Source organism: Flavobacterium sp. RSP49 (assembly GCF_003968735.1).
GTDB lineage: Bacteria > Bacteroidota > Bacteroidia > Flavobacteriales > Flavobacteriaceae > Flavobacterium.
This window is the reverse complement of the sequence record NZ_RYDN01000001.1, coordinates 36490-56870: the sequence shown is the minus strand read 5'-3', so window position 1 is coordinate 56870 and position 20381 is coordinate 36490. Positions and strand designations below refer to the sequence as shown.

Sequence of the window (20381 nt, the reverse complement as noted above, 5' to 3'; positions counted from 1 at the left end):
ACCTTAGTTTTCTATGGTTACCAAAACCATTTGAATGTCAAATTTATCTAAGATTTGAATTTTAGATTTTATCTAAGTTAATGACCGATAATTATTTATTTGTTTTCTAATTAGTAAAATAATTAACCTGAAAAACTCATTTCTTACTACGTAATGTTTCTAAAATTTTTTCCTCAAAGCCATGCAAAGCCTTTCGAGCATATTTGACTTTCTTTTTGGATTTGAATTTATAAGACACTTCCAAGAAATTTTTAAAAGGTTTATCTGGTTGAATTTCTAAAGCATCATTTTTTTTGTATGTTACTTTTATCGGAATATTTTCATAATAACTAAAATATTCCGGATGCGTGATTACTCCCAAAGTCGAACAATCAAAAGGAATAAAACCATGAACACCAAAATACTCTTCATTTAATGCCATCCACGGTTGAACAATGTCAAACAATCATTTATCAGCTTCATTTGTTCGATCTAAACTTGCTAAATCAATAGTGCCAATGTGGGTGTAAGAACTGGGTTCATATCCTGCAAAAATCAAAGGAATGGTCGAGTTTAATAGTATATCCATAGATTTAGGGTCTAACTCATAATTGTAATCAAACACATTGAGCTTTCCATTCCCAGGATTAAAAATCATATCTGGTGTACGTGCTGCACAAATTGATATTTTCTCAATCTGGGGTATAATATCTGGATGATTCTGTATTAATGTTGCAATATTTGTCATTGGACCAAGAGCCAGAATAGTAAGTTTTTCTTTCTTTAAAGCTTGGTACAACGCTTTCGTCGCATCATTTTCAGTTCCTAAATCAGCCGCTTCCGGAGATCCTTTGTACACAGGAATAGCTGCTCCTTTGTGGTGCCATTTTACTATTTTATGAATAATTTCGTAACTATAATCTATGTAGGTTATGTTGCTAATCCCCACAATCTGAATTTGTGGTTGCTTTAATGCCATTATTAAAGTAATGCCATCATCTACTTCGCGAGCTGCCTTATCTGGCATTCCAATCATGATATCGGTATCAAACCAAACTTTCGTTTGTGCGTGAATCTGATGTGCAAAAAGCAAGGCTAGAAGAACTAGTTTTAATTTCATTTTTGTTTATTTTGTAATTAAAGTATTGGCAAATTGTAATAATTTTGCTTTTGTTTTCAAATCTATTTGTAAAGGCAATTGTGCCAATCCAATTAGTCGTCGCATAATTTCAACACCCGTGAATCCATTTAAAATTTCTAAATTCAATTCAGGATAAGCCACATATTCATTTATGACAACCGATACTAGATGTAACTCTTGCTGTGTTAAATATAAATGTGCCAATAAAACGCCCAAATCAAATTCTCTTGAACCATAAAAGCAAAATTCCGGATCAATAATTTTGATCCCTTTTTGGGTTTTAAGCCAACTTCCAGGATAATAATCTCCATGCAAAAGGTAGTTTCCACGAGACAAATATAAAGATCCAAGTACTTCAACTTTTTGTTTTAGCTGAAGGTCTTTTTTATACGGTAATGCTAATTCCTGCAGCCCTTTTTGAACCAAATTTAAGTCAAATCCATTATCCTCCATAAAAGGATATCTAAAAACATGTTCATGATTGAGCATCCGTAAATCTAAATTTGTCAATTCATCATCAATAATGTCTTTGTAAAAAGACGAATGTAAACCATTCAAATAATCTATTAATGAAATAAGATCGCCTGTTTTCAATTGCTGTTCCAAATCATATAAAAAGTTGAAATCATTGGATTTCCCTAAATCTTCTAATATCATCACATTATTTTGACGGTCCAGCCCGATGAGGTTTGGCATATAATTTTGAACCGTTTGTACCGGAGCAACTTTCTGATAAAACAAACTTTCGGTGATTACCCGATCGGATGGAGCACTTACCTTCGGGTATTTTTCAACATAAGCGCGAGATTGTTTTATTATAAAAGTTCGCGCGCCTGTATCCACTCGCAAAAGATAATTCATATTGCCTTCACCTGGTTTGGTTAACGAAACAATTGTCTCATTAAGTCCAAGCCACTGTTGTTTTTGTAAATAATCGGTTAATTCTTTTGGCTCATTTGCCCGTAGTATAAACATTATTATTGTTGTTTTAAAAACCTCGGTAGTTTGTAAAAACGACTGAGGTATATTTATCTATTATTCTTTTAAAATAAATACCGTACTCCAAACTGAAACTGTCTTGGAGGCGACGCGTTGCGTTGTGTAAACAAGCCACTGGCAGTTGAACCGCCTTGAATTTGATTACTCTGTGTAGCATTGTTACTGTATCCGCTTAAATTTTCAGCATTGAAAACATTAAAAATATCAGCTCTTACTTCGATTTTATTATTTTTTGCCATTTTAAATTGATGCTGTAAACCCAGATCAAAAGTAGTGCTCCACGGCAAGCGGTCGCTGTTTCTGCTTTCACCGGGAAAACGATCACTATTGCCTTGATACGCATCACTAAAACCAGAACCGTCACCATTTAAATCAGTAGTTCCAAAACCAAGTGGAATCCGATTTATGGGCTGACCGCTTTGCAATAATCCGGCTACAGTAATCGTGGTTCCGCTAAAGGGATAAAAACTATAAATTCCGTTGATATTGTGCGTTCTGTCATTAATCGAATATCCCCATTCCCTTGCGTAATTATTCCCATCCATGGCTCTAAAATTAATATCTTCGGTATCATTTTTTAAGGCAGACAAGGTATAGTTTAATCGATAGGAATACGTGTCAATCCCCCTTGTTTTTTGATAATTTACGCTTACAGCATAATATCTAGATTTTCCTTCGGTTTCACTTATTACAACATTTCGCGCTACACCGCTTACCGTTTGACCGTTAATGGTTGCTGTTCCGTTTACAATGGGAATTGGTCGGGAAGCATCGGCTTCTGCTTGCGTTCTGATGATGACATTACTAGGATCAATCGGATATTCGGCTGCGGCATTCAGGTTTCTCAAACGGAATAAATTTTCACCTCGATTATGAACCAAATCTACAAAAAACAATTGATTTCCGTCAGCCTGAAGTTGGTACCCCAACGCAAACTGATGTGAGTACGGATTGTTGTAGCCATTAGGATTTAAAATCCGTCTTTCATTCGAAAAAGCACCTTCCCGCTCACTTTGTAATTGATCTCCGGTAGGACCTTGTAAATAGGATACATTTGATAAATTAGCCGCTATATTTCCGTTATAAGTCACCGCTTCCAGATTAGTGTTAGCTGGCAAAACTCCTAATCGAATAAACTCTTGCAGCTGAGTTTTATAATCTGCTGATGTCGTATTTTGTTGTAAAGCATCGCTATATAGACCATAATTTATTTTGTCATACGCAATTCCATAGCCTCCACGAATACTGCTGTTATTTGTTAGTTTATAATTAAAATTAAATCGAGGCGCTAAATTATTGTAATCGCCTTTGTTACCTCCACCTTTTGATAAATTATCATAATCGTAACGCAAGCCCAATGTAATATTCAGTTTATCACTAACCGACCATAAATCTTCCAAATAAACAGAATAAATATCTTGATGTGTTCCAAAAGAAGCGGGACGCAACTCTACATTATAATTAATTACCTGAGCATCCAGTGGAATATCACTAACATCCAGGCTACTTCCTACACCACTATTTCTAATTCCGTCAATTTGGGATTGATTCAGTTTGACGGTATAATTGCCGTTAGGGTTTCCGCCTCCAAATAACTCGTGATTTCCTCGTATATAATTCAATCCCGATTTGAAAGTATGGTTCTCTGTATAATATTTGAATTTCTGTTGGATTTGAATCGTGTTTTCCAACGCATCAAAAACGTAGCCCGGATGACCTAAAATGGCTAAAGTTTCGTCATTAATTCCTAAAACAATAACTTGTGAGGAGTTTACATGGACAGGATCAGCATAATTCCATCTAAAACGATTATATTGAATATTGGTCTCACCACTTATTTTACCAAAGTTATACGAGTTTTTCAGTGATAATAAAATACTGTTTCTTTGCTGACTATTTCCCGCAGAAGCAAATGTAGCTCCTCCATCTAAACCACCACCCTGACGCTCAACTTCAACGATTCCTATATTCGCACGGACCGAAGATCTAAAATTTTTATTCCATAATTGATCAATTTTTGATGAGAAATAATTAAATGTATTGTTTCCCCTCACGGTTTCTGCAACTCCCAATTCGGGTACGTTTAATAAATTATCTTTCACATCGGTTGTATGTTCAAAATTGAAATAATAAAACGTTTTATCTTTAACAAAAGCACCTCCTACGCCTCCACCCGCTTGATAACGAGCAAAGCCATTTTTAACTTGATTACCTAACAAATCACGTTGAGCAAATGAAGATTTTCCATCTATCGATGGACCAGGTCTAGTGATAAAAAAAGTTTCTCCTGTCATTTCATTAGATCCTGACCGTGGTGTTATGTCTATAATACCACTTCCTGTTAATCCGTATTCTGCCGAAAAATTACTAGTCAAAACCGTAATGTCCTTTACAAAACCAGATGGTATATTAAACTTTTGTCCCCCTAAAAAACGCTCATTGTTATCCATTCCATCAATAAGATAAGACGTAAACAAAGGATTCGCCCCATTAATGCTCACATTAGGCGCTTCTGCAAAAAATCCTGTGGCTTGCGATACGTTTGGTAATCGATACAGAACTCTAGTAATATCTCGCCCCTCGAACGGAATTTCTTGAATTTCGGCAGCTTTCAATTCAAAAGAAACCTCGGCATCGCGACGGTTAATTTTTGATGTTGAATTTCTAGCAATAACAACTTCGTCCAACTCTACTGTATTTGTTCTCTTTAAAATCAAAGTAACATTTGGATTTTGATTGGAACGAATACTAATAATATCGGATCTTTCAGCAACATAGTCTGCCGTTTCTTCAAATGAAACTTGATAACCATCTAAAGCAGGAATGTTTCTAAAAATTGCTTTCCCTTGAAGATTAGTAGTTTGCAACAAGGTGCTATTCCGAGTACTATTGGATAATTTAATGGTAATATTAGAAATTGGTCTTTGATTTTCAAAATCAATAACAGAAACCGTTAGGTCTTCTTGAGCAGATACAAATGTCGTAAAGCAAAGTAAGGCCCAAATGAAAAATTGTTTCATCGGAGAAAAATTAGTTATAAATAAATGCAATTTGAGCTGTAATTTATAACGAAAAAGGAGATCCCTTATTTAAATTTAAACTTTTATATTCGTAATGAACCTGAGATTTTTTATAATAATTTACATTTATTCCCTTTTGAAGTAAGGAAAGAATTAAATTTTTAAATCCATCTGAAAAGGATAATTTACAAATTGCTTTTTTAAAATCAAAAGCACTGTTACAGTCATTCAAAACTGGAAGTAAACTCATTTTTTTTTTGCTAAATAGCGCTTTTAATTCTTTAAAAACGCAAGGTGTTTGCCAAGAAATAGCGGCAAATTGTTTAGCAAGAAAACTTGATTTTGAAACAGCTATCAAATAGGCACCACCATTAAAATCCGCTTCAAGAACTGAATCATTAATTTGCAAATTTGTATTAGCCAGAAGCAGATGATTCGCTTGCAATTCAATGCAATCATTTCCAATAACAATGACTTTATCATGACCTTGTGCAAAAACTTTATTTATTGCATCCGTAATTTTCTCGCCAAAAGTGTTACCTACTTGGATACTTTCATCAACTACAGAATAAGGAAGATTTGTTTTTTTGATGGTTTTCAAAACGTTTTCATTCATCTTTTTCCACAACAATTGGTTTTGCTTTTTTTTACAAGCAATAGATTTAGAAATACTTTGAACTTTTTCACTTTGAGCAAAAAGCAGTATCGCAGTTGTTGAAGAATGATCCTTTATGAATTTCATAAAGTTGTAGACAGGAAAATCTTCCAATCCTGACAAATGTTTTTACTTTTTTTTAAATGAAAAAATTACATTGCAATTGTCAGGATTTCATTTCCATTTAGTCTAAATCAACATAAAAATAACTGTAACTGTTACTGTCACTGCACTGTTGAACAGTCATCCTTGATACATAAGAAACACATAATTAATAATTAATAGTTTCAAAAATTAAACATTATAAACAATAACTTTCGTAATACTTAACGAATTAAAAAATACCGAAACTGAGTATCGTCCGTGAAGTTTACATTCATAAAACCAGTTGTTCTATGAAGCCAAAAACCTTTAGAAGGAGCAATTTCAAATTAATTTTTGCAGTTTTTATCCGCGTAATGCCAATTTATAATTATTCAAAAGAATCCTATCGACCACAAAAAAAATTTAAAAATCATGAAAATGAGAGACTAATTTTGTCCTAAATTCTTCTGAAAATAAAAACAATTTTCTAATTCTTTTATTTTATTAAAAAGTAGAATTCGAACCTCATGACTGCCATTTTTAATTAAAAAAAAATTTTTTTTCTTTGCGAAAAAGCTAACGAAGACCGGTTTTTTTCACAAAAAAGTAATCGGACAAATAATTTGTTACCTAGTATACTAGTGAATCGAATTTTGATTAAAGCCCATGCAAAATAGTAAAAACACCTATGAGTTTTTTAGAAACTTTCTCAGTAGGTTAATATCTTTAAATCATCTAAAAAAAGTTCTAAAATCGTCTCGACAAGGTCATAAATAAAAATTATTAAACACTTTGTTATCAGTAATTTAATGATTTCTAGTTATAAATTTTTCCGATTTTTAAAGAATGAATTTTTGAAGTTAATACCAAAAATGTCATCTGAAATCCAATTGACAACCACTTAATGATAATCAAGAATAACATGCTTACATAATACAATCCATAGATTTATATGTTCTTGGTAAAAATAAAAACACGTAGTAAATCAGCAACTATTTTGCCAAAAATTTAAATTTTATAAAATATCCAAACTTCCTTTGCCTTCTCGAACTACAACTGGCTCATCACCTGATAAATCAATAATGGTAGATCCTATATTGTCCCCATAACCTCCATCAATAACTAAATCAACTAGGTTTTGCCATTTCTCAAAAATTAGTTCCGGATCCGTGGTATATTCTATCACATCATCTTCATCATGAATTGAGGTAGAAACAATAGGATTACCTAACCCTTTAACTATTTCTAGAGCAATCGCATTGTCTGGAACCCGAATACCAACGGTTGTTTTCTTTTTAAATTCTTTTGGCAAGCTATTATTTCCAGCTAAAATAAAAGTATACGGCCCTGGCAACGCTCTTTTTAATAATTTGAAAGTTGCAGTGTCTATCTGCCTCACATAATCCGATATGTTGCTTAGATCATGGCACACAAAAGAAAAATTAGCTTTATCCAGTTTTACTCCTTTTATTCTCGCTATGCGTTCCAATGCTTTGGTATTGGTAATATCACAACCCAAACCATAAACAGTATCCGTGGGATAGATTACTAAACCACCTTCTTTTAAAACCTTAACTACTTTGGCAATTGCTGCTTCGTTAGGTTTGTCTTCATATATTTTTATAAATTGAGCCATTTTTTTTTTAGTTTTTCATCCAATAATATCCAGTTTAGCAAAACGCAACAGTAATTTCTTTATTCCGCCTACTTCAAATTTGATTTCGGCTTTTTTGTCGGCTCCCACTCCTTCAAGGTTTAACACTTCGCCTTTCCCAAAACGTTCGTGCATAACTATATTGCCGGCAACCAGTTTATTATCGAATAAATTAGCACTTCCTGAAGCAGCATTATTACTAACAGGTTTCAATTTACGAATATTTATATCCGATTTAGGTTCATTATCTGTATTATATTTGGTCGGCGGGGTTCCGCTAGCTGGTTTTGCCAGACGCAATCTAGATTTATCTACATCGCCAAAAATATCGCTATCAATCATTGGTTTATACCTGTAATTATTTTCAGGAGGTGTAATGTATTCCAGATATTGACTGTCGATTTCCTCAATAAAACGCGACGGTTCACTATCAGTCAATTTTCCCCAACGGTATCGTGATTGTGCATAGGTCAAATACGCCTGGTGCTCCGCACGGGTCAAAGCCACATAAAACAAGCGGCGTTCTTCTTCTAGTTCGCTTCTCGTGCTCATACTCATGGCACTCGGGAACAAATCTTCTTCCATTCCCACTACAAAAACATGAGGAAATTCTAATCCTTTAGCTAAGTGAATGGTCATCAACGCCACGCGGTCTTCATCACTGGTGTCTTTGTCTAAATCAGTTGCCAGAGCCACATCCTCCATAAATTCAGACAAAGCGCCACGGGCTCCATCCACTTCTTTTTGGCCATCTGTAAAATCCTTAATACCGTTTAGTAATTCCTCAATATTCTGAATTTTAGCCATTCCTTCCGGTGTAGCATCTTTTTTTAATTCCTGAATTAATCCTGTTTTTTTGGCAACATGATCCGCTAAATAAAACGCATCCTGATTTTCATTTATAGCCTGAAAACTCTGAATCATCGTAACAAAATCTGATAGTTTTTGCTTGGTTCCGGAATTCAGTTTTAAATCAATTCGCTCTATGTTTTGCATCACTTCAAACATCGAACGTTTGTAGTGATTGGCTGCAATGGTTAGTTTTTCGATTGTTGTATTCCCAATCCCACGTGCCGGATAATTAATTACCCGAACTAAAGCTTCTTCATCTTTTGGATTAATAACCAATCGTAAATAACACAAAACATCCTTGACTTCTTTTCTTTGATAGAAAGAAAGTCCACCATAAATCCGATACGGAATATCTCTTTTTCTAAGCGCATCTTCCATAGCCCGGGATTGTGCATTGGTCCGGTACAAAATGGCAAACGCACCGTTAGGCATTTGATTTTGCATTTTTTGCTCCCAAATCGTACTGGCTACAAAACGGCCTTCTTCGTTGTCTGTTAAACTGCGGTGAACCTTTATTTTGGGACCAAAATCATTGGCGGTCCAAACGATTTTGTCCAGTTTTACTTTATTTTTATCAATAATAGTGTTTGCTGCTTCAACAATATTCTTTGTCGAACGGTAATTTTGTTCTAGTCTGAAGGTTTTTACGCCTTCATAATCTTTCTGGAAATTCAGTATATTATTGATGTTTGCACCACGAAACGCATAAATACTTTGTGCGTCATCGCCGACCACACAAATATTCTGAAATTTATCGGATAAAGCCCGAACAATAAGATATTGCGAGTGATTTGTATCTTGGTACTCATCTACCAAAATATAGCGAAAACGGTTTTGATATTTGGCCAGAACTTCCGGAAAACGAGTCAGTAATTCATTGGTTTTTAATAACAAATCATCAAAATCCATGGCGCCTGCTTTGAAACATCGGTCCACATAATTTTGATAAATTTCGCCCATTCGAGGTTTTTTAGACATCGCATCCGCTTCTTGCAAATCAGAATCATTAAAATACGCTTTTACCGTAATCAAACTATTTTTGAAATTTGAAATTCGGCTTAAAACCTGTTTGGGTTTGTACACATCACGATCCAGTTGCATTTCCTTGATTATTCCGGAAATGGCACGCAATGAATCCTGAGAATCATATATGGTGAAGTTTGAAGGATAACCAAGATGTTCTGCTTCTGAGCGTAAAATTCGAGCAAAAACCGAGTGAAATGTTCCCATCCAAAGATTTTTTGCCTCTCCGGCTCCCACGATATCCGAAATTCTTTTTTTCATTTCTCGGGCCGCTTTATTGGTAAAAGTAAGCGATAAGATACTAAACGCATCGACACCCTGACTCATCAAATAAGCAATTCTGATAGTTAACACTCTCGTTTTACCGGAACCTGCACCCGCAATAATTATCATGGGTCCGTCTTTTTGCAAAACGGGTTCACGTTGGGCTTCATTAAGTTGATCGATATATTTGTGCATGGAATTTTTTAAATTTTATTATGCAAAAATAGCGATTTTGAATGAGGTTTTCAGTACCAAAAAACAACAATTGGCTAATTCATTTTGCTACTCTTCTTAATAAGATATTCTTGTATTTAGTATCTCAAAAAGACATCGTAAGCAAATCGGATTAATGTCCCGATTACTACAACCAAAAAGAAAATCCGAATAAAACTATTTCCCTTGTTAATGGCTATTTTTGCTCCAATCCATCCGCCTAACGCATTGCTGACAGCCATGGGTAGTGCAATTGCCCAAATAATTTTTCCTTTTAAAATAAACAAACATATAGAACCAAAGTTTGTCGCCAGATTCACCATTTTCGCATTTGCGGAAGCGTGCAAAAAATCGAAACCCATAATGGCAATAAAAGCCACAACCAAAAAACTTCCGGTTCCCGGTCCGATAAATCCATCATATAAACCAACTACAAAACTGATTCCGATAGCATTACAAATTTGAGTTCTTGGGGAATGATTTTTTTCAATATGTTGTCCAAAATTTTTCTTGGCGTACGTGTAAACAACTAAAAAAGAAAGAACCACCAATAATAACGGTTTCATGAAATCATTGCTCACATACGTCAATAAAGTAGAACCCAAAAATGCCGATGGAAAGGCCAAAAGCATCATAATCGACAATAGTTTCCAGTTCATATCTACCTTTTTTAGATATTGATATGCTGCAAAGGAAGTACCACTAAAAGCAGGAACTTTCAAGGTTCCAATTACGGTTGCAACAGGAAGATTCGGTAATAAAATCAATCCCATAGGCGTTTGTATCAATCCGCCACCGCCAACAATTGCATCAATAAATCCCGCAGCAAAAGCCGCAATACAAAGTAAAGCTAAAACGTAAGTCTCCATCATAGTATTCAATTAAAATATTCTTGTTATGAACAACAAAAATAGCATTCGGTTTCATTTATTGCTATTAAATAGAAATTGATTTGTACTCAAAAAAGTATATTTTTGCTAAATAATTTTCACATCAAAATGGATTCTACAAAAATCATAGAAATTCTGGGCTACACAATACCTTCCCTAATTACTGGAGGTGTTGCTTATTATTTATTTAACGCTTATTTCAAAGACCAACAAAATACAAGACGCTGGTTATTACAAAAAGACGCTCAAAAAGACTTATTGCCTCTGCGTTTGCAGGCTTATGAGCGTATGGCTTTGTTTATGGAACGGATCAATCCTTCAAAACTTTTAGTTCGAATTACCCCTCTTTCAGAAGATAAAAACGAGTATCACAATTTTGTAATTGCACAAATCGAACAAGAGTATGAACACAATTTAACACAGCAAATCTACATTTCGGATGAGTGTTGGTCCATTATTGTTACAGCCAAAAATGCAACCATTCAAATGATTCGTTTGGCAACAACTAATGAAAGAGTAAAAGATGCAAATAGTTTGCGGGAAATTATCATTGAAGATTTATTAGAGAAACCTTCTCCAAGCACTGCAGCATTGGCTTATATTAAAAACGAAGTGGGACAATTGTGGTAAGAGTTATTTTATATCACTCATAATTTCACTTTTAGTCAATGCGTATTCGTAACCTTGTTTCCACCATTTTTTCATTTCTGTTTTGTTAAAAAAAAGCGCATTATCAGTCAAATGCGTTGGAGTATAATAAAAATTTATGGTTACATTATTATTCTTTGCTGCCAAAAGACCAATGGCAATGTCCTTTTTCTTTACCTGTTCGAGAACAGTCCCAAATAAATTTACCAATAAAGAGAAAGGGTTTCTACTGATAATTTTTTTACTAATTTGGGTTTCTGTTTGCAAGATAATGACATCAATTTCTGTTGCTCCTCGATTTATGGCTTCTCGAATTGGTACTAAATTGGTAAATCCACCATCGCCATAATCACTTCCTTTTTTATTAACCAAACTCATGAAGGGAAGATAATTACATGAAATCCAGATCCAATCACAAAACTCAGAATATTCAAAATCTTTAATTGACTTGTACTCCACTTCATTAGTGCTCAAATTGGAAACGGTAATAATAACATCTTTGCTCCCGGCTTTTAATTCTTTAAACTCTTCACGAGTAATGGATTTTCGAATTAATTTTCTCAAACTATAACTTTCTCCAAAAGTCTTACTCCCTCTCATGAGATTGATTAGTACATTAAAATGGTTTATCGAAATAACAAATACCCCATTTTTATTTTTTACAAAAAAAGGACGTCTACTAAAAATACTGGACTGATTTACGGAGGTAAAAATCTCTTTTATTTTTTCAATTTTATTTAAAGCCAAATGAGGAATCAGCAAACTTCCAGTTGAAGTTCCGACGAAAAGATCATATTTATCGGCTTCTTTTTCTAAAAGAAATTCTGCTACCCCGCCTGCAAATGCTCCTTTACTACCACCCCCTGAAATGACTAATGCTTTCATCTATTTTATATTGAAATAATAAATCTTATATTATTATCTCGTTAAAGTAATTAAAAAATCAATCTTTTCAATTGAAATTGCTCCTTTTCAATCAAATTTGGTAAAATCCTTTCGAATGAAAGCTGCATTTCTTTGTTTTTTAGCAAGGTTCTAATGTTGTCTCTCGCAAATTTTGAAAACTGCCACATTTGATGTGTTGATGCATTGATCAAGTTTTTCAAAACCGTGTCGTTTATTATTCCAAAAGTAAGAAGATTTTCCAAAGCATTTTGGCGTGTTGTCGCTTCATAAATTGAAGAAGAATAATTCACCAATTCCGTGATTAAATCCGTTTTGTCTGATGCATAATCTGGACTTGACAAGGCTAAGCTAAGCCACAAGGTTTTAAGATTATAATCATTAAAACCAATCCAGTCTTTGGATTTATCCAAATAAAGAGAGCGATATTCGGGGAAATTATTCCATAAATGATACAACGCTATTTCTTGGGTTTGATAGGAATGATCATCGAGTAAAGTCTCATATTGCAAACGGAAATCTTCGGGTATTTTAGTCAAAGTACTAGCTACTGCCTGACGCACTTGGAGATTTTCAGTTGTTAAAGCCAATGCCAGAAGTTCTTTTTTATCTTCCCATTTTTCATTTTTTAATTGATTTAAAATAACTTCTTTTACCAAAAAATAGACGTCAGATTGCATTGTTTTTTCAAGAAAATCCTTTTTCTCTGACAACGGTTTGTTTTTTAATTTATCGACTTCAAACAACACCTGAATTGATTTGTTTTTAAGCAATAAACTATTGGCTTGTTGTGTATTGAAAACAGTAGTTTCAAGCCATACTTCACTAAAATTATCTAAATCATAACTAGATACTTTTTTGATTTCAGCAAAAAAATCTGTTGTATTCACATTTTGAAATGCATTTTTTTCTAAATAACTTTTTACCGCTTTTTTAAACGCCTTATCCCCTATTTCTTTGTGTAAAACAAAAAGTGCCCAAGCTCCTTTTTGATAAAAAGTCAATGAACTGGCTTTGGCATTCAAAACCGGAATGCTATCCGTTCTGGAAGCGTATTTTAATTGTGATGCCGACTCATATAATTTGGAATAAAAATAATCTTCGCCATAGATTTCCTTTTCGGCTAAAAGTGCATAATACGTTGCAAAACCTTCTTGTAACCAATGATGCTTGCTGCTTTCGGCAGTGACTAAATTCCCAAACCACTGATGCGCTAATTCATGCGCATTGACATTCGTGTAACTTCTGTCTTCAAAACCTGTAGAATCCACCACATAACGCGTATTAAAGAGCGTTGCTGATGTATTTTCCATTCCGGCATACAAGAAATCTCGAACAGGTGCTTGTTTGTAAATTTCCCAAGGATACTTCACTCCTATTTCCTTTTCTAAGAAATCAAACATTTTTTTAGAGTTGCGATAGGTTGGTTCAAATTTGGAAACGTCTTTTAGTCCCAAATACATTTCTAAAGGAATTCCAGAATTTGATTTCTCGATTTTTTTTTCAAATTTACCGATGGTAAGCATCAATAAATACGAACTCATTGGTTTTTGCATTTGGTATTGCCAAACCGAAAGTCCATCAAATCCAGATTTAAATCTCAAAGTTCCATTTGAAATTACCTGATACTCTTTTTTGAATACAATATTCAAATTGAAAACCACTTTTTCATTCACATCATCAAAACTCGGAAACCAATGACTGGTATATTTTCCTTGTCCTTGCGTCCAAATTTGTAAATTATCATTTGCTTCTGAACCCACAAAATACATCGTTTGTTTTGGCTTTGCCAAATACTGAAAAGTCAGGTTGTTTTTTCCATTTGTGAACGGAAATATAATTTGTAATTGTGTCTCAGTATTCCGAAAATTAATCGGTTTTCCGTTCAGTTTTACATCTGAAAATTCTATGTTTTGGGCATCAATTTTAATGGTATCTATAGATTTCAAAACATTAAAATCATAATTAACATCACCAGAAACAGTTCTTTCAATTGGATTTATTACAATTTTCCCTAAAACTGATTTAAAATCAACAAATTGGGTTTGTTGGGCGAATGTGAACGTGGAAATAAAAAAGAATAGGTATTTCATTCTATTTTGGATTTATGGAATCTGTATTCCAATTTTTAAGATTGTTTTTTATGTAATGGTATACGGCATGGAATGAATTGTAATTGCGTACAATATGATCGTGATAATTTGATTGCCAAATGGTATTTATCATTGGTTGTTCCGGTTGTATGGTAGAGACGCACTGCAGTGCGTCTCTACGTCGGATGACGAAACAATTTCAATCAACAAATGAATATGATTGGGCATAATGACCCAATTATGAAAAAACCAACGTTCCCTTATTGTAATTGATTTCTACAATTCCGTTTCAATGATTTTTCCGTTATCGTTTAGTGTCATTTTATCATCAGCAATAGTTCCAAAAATGCATTCCCTATTCTGAGCAACCAAAGTAATGAAATAAATAGCTTCACTGGAATAATCCCAATTTTTCAATCGATTTGATTCGGTTTGATATCTAATTTTAAATAATGGCATTTTAAATTATTGCATGATTTCCAAAGTTACAAAGGTTTCCTAAACTAATCCGACAAATTTTGTAAGTTTACCTAAAGAAAATTACAAGATAATTACATTGAAAAAGAAAGCCTTATTTAATTGGAGCAGCGGAAAAGATTCTGCACTGGCCTTATATAAAACGCTACAAAATCGAGAAATTGAAATTGCCAGTTTACTGACCAGTGTGAACCAAGAACATCAGCGTATTTCGATGCATGGCGTCCGAGTAGAATTATTGAAACAACAGGCCGAAAGCATTGGATTGCCTCTTGAAATTATGCAAATTCCTGAAATGCCAACCATGGAGGTGTACGAAAATGTGATGCGGGAAACATTGGCAAAACTAAAAAACCAAGGTGTTACACATTCGATTTTTGGTGATATATTTCTGGAAGATTTACGTAAATACCGAGAGGAAAAATTAGCCGAAATAGGTTTTGAAGGTATTTTTCCGCTTTGGAAAATCCCCACTCACGAACTGATTCAGGAATTTATCAATTTAGGTTTTAAAACAATTGTGGTTTGTGTCAATGAACGCTTTTTAGATAAAAGCTTCGTTGGTCGCGTGATTGATCAAAGTTTCATCAATGAATTACCTGAAAATGTAGATGTTTGCGGAGAAAACGGAGAATTTCATACCTTCACTTTTGACGGTCCCATTTTCTCGAAACCTATCAATTTCGAAATTGGTGAAGTTGTTTATAGAAAATACGAAAAACCAGAAAAGGAAGATTCATCTGATACTGCTTGTGACACGAGCGCTTCTGATGCATTTGATTTTGGTTTTTGGTATTGTGATCTGGTTGAAAAATAATCTATTTAATGGCTAATAAATTCAGTACTTTCGGATAGGCTTCATTTTTATAATTAAGGTTTTAAAAAAAGTACCAAAAATTTTTCAACTCCTGAGATCTCTTTCACAAAAATGCTACATAATCCTAAATTAACCAAAACTAAACCTTATAAAAATGTTCAATAAGAACTTATAAATTACTTTTTTAACTAAAATTGTATTTGACTTCGCTTACACAGATATTTTTAAAATGATTCTTCCTGTAAAAGGTTGCGTCAAATTATAAATATTTTATTTCTAAAGTTAAAAATAGATTCTGAAACATCCTTGTTTTGACTCTAAAAAAATACCGCTAATTCGCAAATTTCAAATGGATGATAACATTTGAAAATTAGCGAATTAGCGGTTATACTAGATTTTAAAGTCTTATTATCTTTCCTCGTAAAGTTTCAGTAATTGCGTCACAGTATTCCAATTGCGGATTGTTGCAATAACATTTAGCTTCTTCTCGATGTATTTTTGGTCGAATCGGGTTTTTCCTGCGCCAACAGCGTATTTTATAAAAATTCTGCTGCCGTCAATACTGGCTTCATCCGGTTTGAACTGACTTATTCTCAAATCATTCATACTGCTACTTTGTAACGTAGTCGAAATAAAAGCCACATATAATTTCTTAGTATCAATATCTTTTTCCTTCAAGAAAGGATTATTCTTGAAACATGCTTCTAAATCTGCAGAGCTAATGACTACAACCGGCACTTCATGACCAAAAGCCTTGAAAATTTCCTGTTTTATTTTGAATCCAACAGCAGCTGAACTTTCTTCTTCTGTATCTACAAAAACATTGCCCGATTGAATATACGTTTGTACATTTTGAAAGCTAATGGCTTCCAAAGTTGTTTTTAGCGCCTCCATTTTTATCATACTATGACCTGAAACATTGATGCCACGGAGTAATGCGAGATGAGTTGTCATTTTTTACTTTTTTTTACGAAGGTATTGCGTTTGGTGTTAATTTCACAATTAAGTTAAGTTTTAACTTTACATTTTTAATAAAGCATTTTAGAATCAATTACACTTTCCAAATTTCCAAACAAAAAACTATCTTCGCACTATGCAACAAAACCTCCTACTCACTCCCATCGAATACTTGAAAGGCGTTGGTCCCAATCGGGGCGAATTGCTTCGTAAGGAATTGGGAATTTATAAGTACGTGGATTTGGTTAATTTTTTTCCAAATAGATACATTGACCGCACCCGATATTACAAGATTAACGAACTGCAAAATAATAGTGCCGAAGTTCAGATTATCGGTAAAATCATCAACATCAAAACTGTAGAATTTGGCAAAAACCAAAAGCGATTGGTAGCGACTTTTGTAGATGATACAGGACAAATGGAACTCGTTTGGTTTCAAGGTCACAAATGGATTCGGGAGAGTTTAAAGCTCAATGAAATGTGTGTTATATTTGGGAAATGCACCTCTTTTGGAAATGCGTTCAACATGGCGCATCCCGAAATTGAATTGATGACAGAGCATGAACAAAGTCTGCGTTCAGCGATGCAACCCGTGTATCCTTCGACAGAAACTTTGACTAATCGCGGAATTTCAAACCGGGTGATTAATAAACTGATGCAGCAATTGTTTCTGGAAACACAAGCGTTATTCACGGAAACTTTACCGGATTATTTGATTAACGAATTGAAGCTGATTCCTAAAAAAGCGGCTTTATTCAACATTCATTTTCCAAAAAGTGCTGATGTTTTAGCAAAAGCCAAATTCCGATTAATATTCGAAGAATTGTTCTTTATTCAGTTGCAATTAATCACGAAGAATCTCATCCGAAAACATAAAATAAAAGGACATCCGTTTACAACTGTAGGCGAAAACTTCAATGATTTTTATCAGCATCATTTGCCTTTTCAACTGACAAATGCTCAAAAAAGAGTGATAAAGGAAATCCGAACCGATATGGGAAGCAACGCCCAAATGAACCGATTGCTGCAAGGCGATGTAGGTTCCGGAAAAACAATTGTAGCTTTTATGAGCATGCTTTTGGCGCTTGATAATGGCTTCCAAGCCTGCTTGATGGCACCAACAGAAATCCTCGCCAATCAGCATTTTATCGGTTTATCCGAATTGGCCGAAACTTTAAATATAAATATCCGAATCCTAACAGGTTCCACCAAAATAGCTCAACGCCGAATTATCCATGAAGAACTGGAAAACGGAACGTTACATATTCTAATCGGAACGCATGCTTTACTAGAAGATAAAGTAAAATTCAAAAATTTAGGACTGGCTGTAATTGATGAGCAACATCGTTTTGGCGTAGAACAACGCTCTAAATTATGGAAAAAAAATGTGATTCCGCCACACGTTCTGGTAATGACCGCCACGCCTATTCCCCGCACTTTGGCGATGAGTTTGTATGGCGATTTAGACATTTCAGTAATTGATGAACTGCCTCCGGGACGAAAACCGATTCAGACCGTACATCGTTTTGACAGCAACCGTTTGAAGGTTTGGAAATTCCTTCGGGACGAAATCGCTTTGGGTCGCCAAATCTATATTGTGTATCCGCTCATCCAGGAATCGGAGAAAATGGATTTCAAGGATTTAATGGACGGTTACGAAAGTGTTTCCAGAGATTTCCCATTGCCACAGTATTCGATTTCAATTTTGCACGGAAAGATGAAACCAGCGGAAAAGGATGCAGAAATGAAACGCTTTTCAGAAGGGAAAACTAATATTATGGTCGCAACAACCGTAATTGAAGTTGGCGTAAATGTTCCTAATGCCAGCGTGATGATTATTGAAAGTGCGGAACGTTTTGGATTGTCGCAACTCCATCAGCTTCGAGGTCGCGTGGGTCGTGGTGCGGAGCAAAGTTATTGCATCCTGATGACAAGTCACAAATTGAGTTCTGACAGTAAAACCCGAATGGAAACGATGGTGCAAACAAACGATGGTTTCGAAATTGCGGAAGTCGACTTGAAGCTTCGTGGTCCGGGTGATTTGATGGGAACACAACAAAGCGGCGTACTGAATCTTCAAATTGCCGATTTAGTTCGAGACAGAGATACTTTGGCTTTAGCCAGAAATTATGCTTTAAAACTTCTGAAAGAAGATGCAGGGATGCAAAAACCGGAGCATACCGCTTTGAGAGTTGTTTTCTTAGAAATGACAAAAAAGAAAAACATCTGGAATTATATTAGCTAACCTAAATTCTTATTTTGAGAATAATTTTCAACTTTTGTTTTTGATTAAAACGAAAACGGCGAGAAGTTGATATTTTATCTTTCTAACGTAATTTTTGATCGTATGTACTTTTTAATTTAGTTTCGTTAAATATTTTTTTTCTATTATCAATTAAACCATTTCCGTTTTTTGTAGTCCTACAATCTAATGAGTTTCCGAAAATAAATTTTTTTTAGTACTATATTTCTAAAATATTTAGAATTCAGAAACGTATTTTTTACGGACAAGACATTTGTATGTACAAACGTTAAATAAAAATTAACACCTCAATTAATTCATTTCTAAAACCTAAATTTGTCTTTAACTAAAAAAACTGAGACCTAATCTTACTTAATAACTATGAAAATTAAATACCTAGTTTATGCCTTGCTAACAATTGGAATCATTGGATTTATTGGTTACCGAATAAAAGAAAACAAAAGTAAAAGCGGCGATTCAAAAGATCAATCAGGAAACATCAAATCAATGAATGTCAGTGGAATTATTGTAGAGCCACAAACGTTTGATAATAATTTATCGCTGTCTGGTTCTATTGAAGCCAATGAACAGGTTGAAATCAGGAGTGAAGTTTCAGGAATTGTTGAACGAATTTATTTTGAGGAAGGAAGTAGCGTCAGCAAAGGCCAAGTACTTTTTAAAGTGAATGATTTAGAGTTAAGAGCCCAATTGAGACAAGCATCTACTCGAGAAGGATTAGCTTCAGAAAATGCAAGAAGAGCACAATTATTACTTCAAAAAGAAGCCATTAGCCAGGAAGAATATGATTTAGCCCGAGCGGATCTAAAATCAGCAGAAGCCCAAACTCAGTTGATTCAAGTTCAAATTGCCAAAACATCTGTACGAGCGCCCTTCTCAGGAAAAATTGGTTTGCGTTCTATTTCTCCGGGGATTTATATTACACCTTCCATGTTAATTGCAAATCTTGTGAACACCAGCAAGCTAAAAATAACTTTTTCGATTCCTGAAAAATATGCTACACAAATTAAGAAAAACACCTCTTTACACTTTACAGTAGCCGGATCTAATAAAAAATATAGCGCTATGATTTACGCTATTGAGCCAAGAGTGTCTGTAGCTACCAGAACCATACAAGTACGAGCATTAGCAGAAAACAAAGACGGTAACTTATTACCGGGACTTTTTGCCGATGTAGAAATGCCTTTGGATATTATCAAAGATGCGATCTTAGTCCCAACAGAAGCGATCATTCCGGTTCAAAACGGTAAAAAAGTTTTTATTTCCAGTGGAGGAAAAGCAAAGCAAGTGATGGTCGAAACCGCCACCAGAACGGATGCTTCCATCTTAGTGCTTTCAGGACTTAAGGCGGGCGATACGTTATTGACCAGTGGTATTATGTCCTTAAAAAATGATGTTCCTGTAAAAGTAACTGTCGCTAAAAATAATATTTAAGGTCAATACCCTTAAAAT

Annotated in this window: 16 protein-coding genes; 4 read left to right on the top strand and 12 right to left on the bottom strand. The window is 34.4% G+C overall.

The window, feature by feature from the left end:
- Positions 1 to 136 precede the first annotated feature (136 nt).
- From EKM02_RS14945 to EKM02_RS00175, 8 genes are all read right to left on the bottom strand, one after another.
- Complete coding sequence (locus EKM02_RS14945; protein WP_234423121.1) at positions 137 to 421, bottom strand: hypothetical protein; 285 nt, start codon at positions 419 to 421, stop codon at positions 137 to 139.
- Positions 422 to 445: 24 nt separating this feature from the next.
- Positions 446 to 1099: a nucleoside hydrolase gene (locus EKM02_RS00205; protein ID WP_234423120.1), complete on the bottom strand. Its 654-nt coding sequence runs from the start codon at positions 1097 to 1099 to the stop codon at positions 446 to 448.
- Between the two features lie 6 nt (positions 1100 to 1105).
- Positions 1106 to 2095, bottom strand: a complete 990-nt coding sequence (locus EKM02_RS00200) for a phosphotransferase (RefSeq protein ID WP_126451472.1) — start codon at positions 2093 to 2095, stop codon at positions 1106 to 1108.
- Positions 2096 to 2163: 68 nt separating this feature from the next.
- Positions 2164 to 5139: a TonB-dependent receptor domain-containing protein gene (locus tag EKM02_RS00195; RefSeq protein WP_126451471.1), complete on the bottom strand. Its 2976-nt coding sequence runs from the start codon at positions 5137 to 5139 to the stop codon at positions 2164 to 2166.
- A gap of 43 nt (positions 5140 to 5182) precedes the next feature.
- Complete coding sequence (locus tag EKM02_RS00190; protein WP_126451470.1) at positions 5183 to 5881, bottom strand: DUF2064 domain-containing protein; 699 nt, start codon at positions 5879 to 5881, stop codon at positions 5183 to 5185.
- 1012 nt (positions 5882 to 6893) lie between these two features.
- Positions 6894 to 7514 (bottom strand): L-threonylcarbamoyladenylate synthase, encoded by a 621-nt coding sequence (locus EKM02_RS00185; protein WP_126451469.1) that lies wholly within the window; start codon positions 7512 to 7514, stop codon positions 6894 to 6896.
- A gap of 15 nt (positions 7515 to 7529) precedes the next feature.
- Positions 7530 to 9866: an ATP-dependent helicase gene (locus tag EKM02_RS00180; RefSeq protein WP_126451468.1), complete on the bottom strand. Its 2337-nt coding sequence runs from the start codon at positions 9864 to 9866 to the stop codon at positions 7530 to 7532.
- A 116-nt stretch (positions 9867 to 9982) separates the two neighbouring features.
- On the bottom strand, positions 9983 to 10753 hold the full coding sequence (locus tag EKM02_RS00175) for a sulfite exporter TauE/SafE family protein (RefSeq protein ID WP_126451719.1): 771 nt from the start codon (positions 10751 to 10753) through the stop codon (positions 9983 to 9985).
- A 129-nt stretch (positions 10754 to 10882) separates the two neighbouring features.
- Here EKM02_RS00175 and EKM02_RS00170 point away from each other — a divergent pair, with 129 nt between their 5' ends.
- Positions 10883 to 11404, top strand: coding sequence for a hypothetical protein (locus EKM02_RS00170; protein WP_126451467.1), 522 nt, complete (start codon positions 10883 to 10885; stop codon positions 11402 to 11404).
- 3 nt (positions 11405 to 11407) lie between these two features.
- Here the strand turns inward: EKM02_RS00170 and EKM02_RS00165 are convergent, their stop codons facing one another.
- The 3 genes from EKM02_RS00165 to EKM02_RS00155 form a co-directional block, all read right to left on the bottom strand.
- Positions 11408 to 12307, bottom strand: coding sequence for a patatin family protein (locus tag EKM02_RS00165; RefSeq protein WP_126451466.1), 900 nt, complete (start codon positions 12305 to 12307; stop codon positions 11408 to 11410).
- A 50-nt stretch (positions 12308 to 12357) separates the two neighbouring features.
- Complete coding sequence (locus tag EKM02_RS00160; protein ID WP_126451465.1) at positions 12358 to 14418, bottom strand: M1 family metallopeptidase; 2061 nt, start codon at positions 14416 to 14418, stop codon at positions 12358 to 12360.
- A 276-nt stretch (positions 14419 to 14694) separates the two neighbouring features.
- Entirely contained in the window at positions 14695 to 14877 is a 183-nt protein-coding gene (locus EKM02_RS00155) for a hypothetical protein (RefSeq protein WP_126451464.1), read from the bottom strand.
- A gap of 97 nt (positions 14878 to 14974) precedes the next feature.
- Between EKM02_RS00155 and EKM02_RS00150 the strand changes: the two genes are divergently transcribed.
- Positions 14975 to 15712, top strand: a complete 738-nt coding sequence (locus EKM02_RS00150; protein WP_126451463.1) for a diphthine--ammonia ligase — start codon at positions 14975 to 14977, stop codon at positions 15710 to 15712.
- Positions 15713 to 16120: 408 nt separating this feature from the next.
- Here the strand turns inward: EKM02_RS00150 and EKM02_RS00145 are convergent, their stop codons facing one another.
- A complete protein-coding gene (locus EKM02_RS00145; RefSeq protein WP_126451462.1) occupies positions 16121 to 16666 on the bottom strand; it encodes a DUF1697 domain-containing protein in 546 nt (181 codons plus the stop codon).
- Positions 16667 to 16805: 139 nt separating this feature from the next.
- On the opposite strand from EKM02_RS00145, the gene recG reads away from it, so the two are divergent.
- Together recG and EKM02_RS00135 are read left to right on the top strand one after the other, a co-directional pair.
- Positions 16806 to 18914 (top strand): ATP-dependent DNA helicase RecG, encoded by a 2109-nt coding sequence (gene recG / locus EKM02_RS00140; protein WP_126451461.1) that lies wholly within the window; start codon positions 16806 to 16808, stop codon positions 18912 to 18914.
- A gap of 378 nt (positions 18915 to 19292) precedes the next feature.
- Entirely contained in the window at positions 19293 to 20363 is a 1071-nt protein-coding gene (locus EKM02_RS00135; RefSeq protein ID WP_126451460.1) for an efflux RND transporter periplasmic adaptor subunit, read from the top strand.
- Positions 20364 to 20381: the final 18 nt, after the last annotated feature.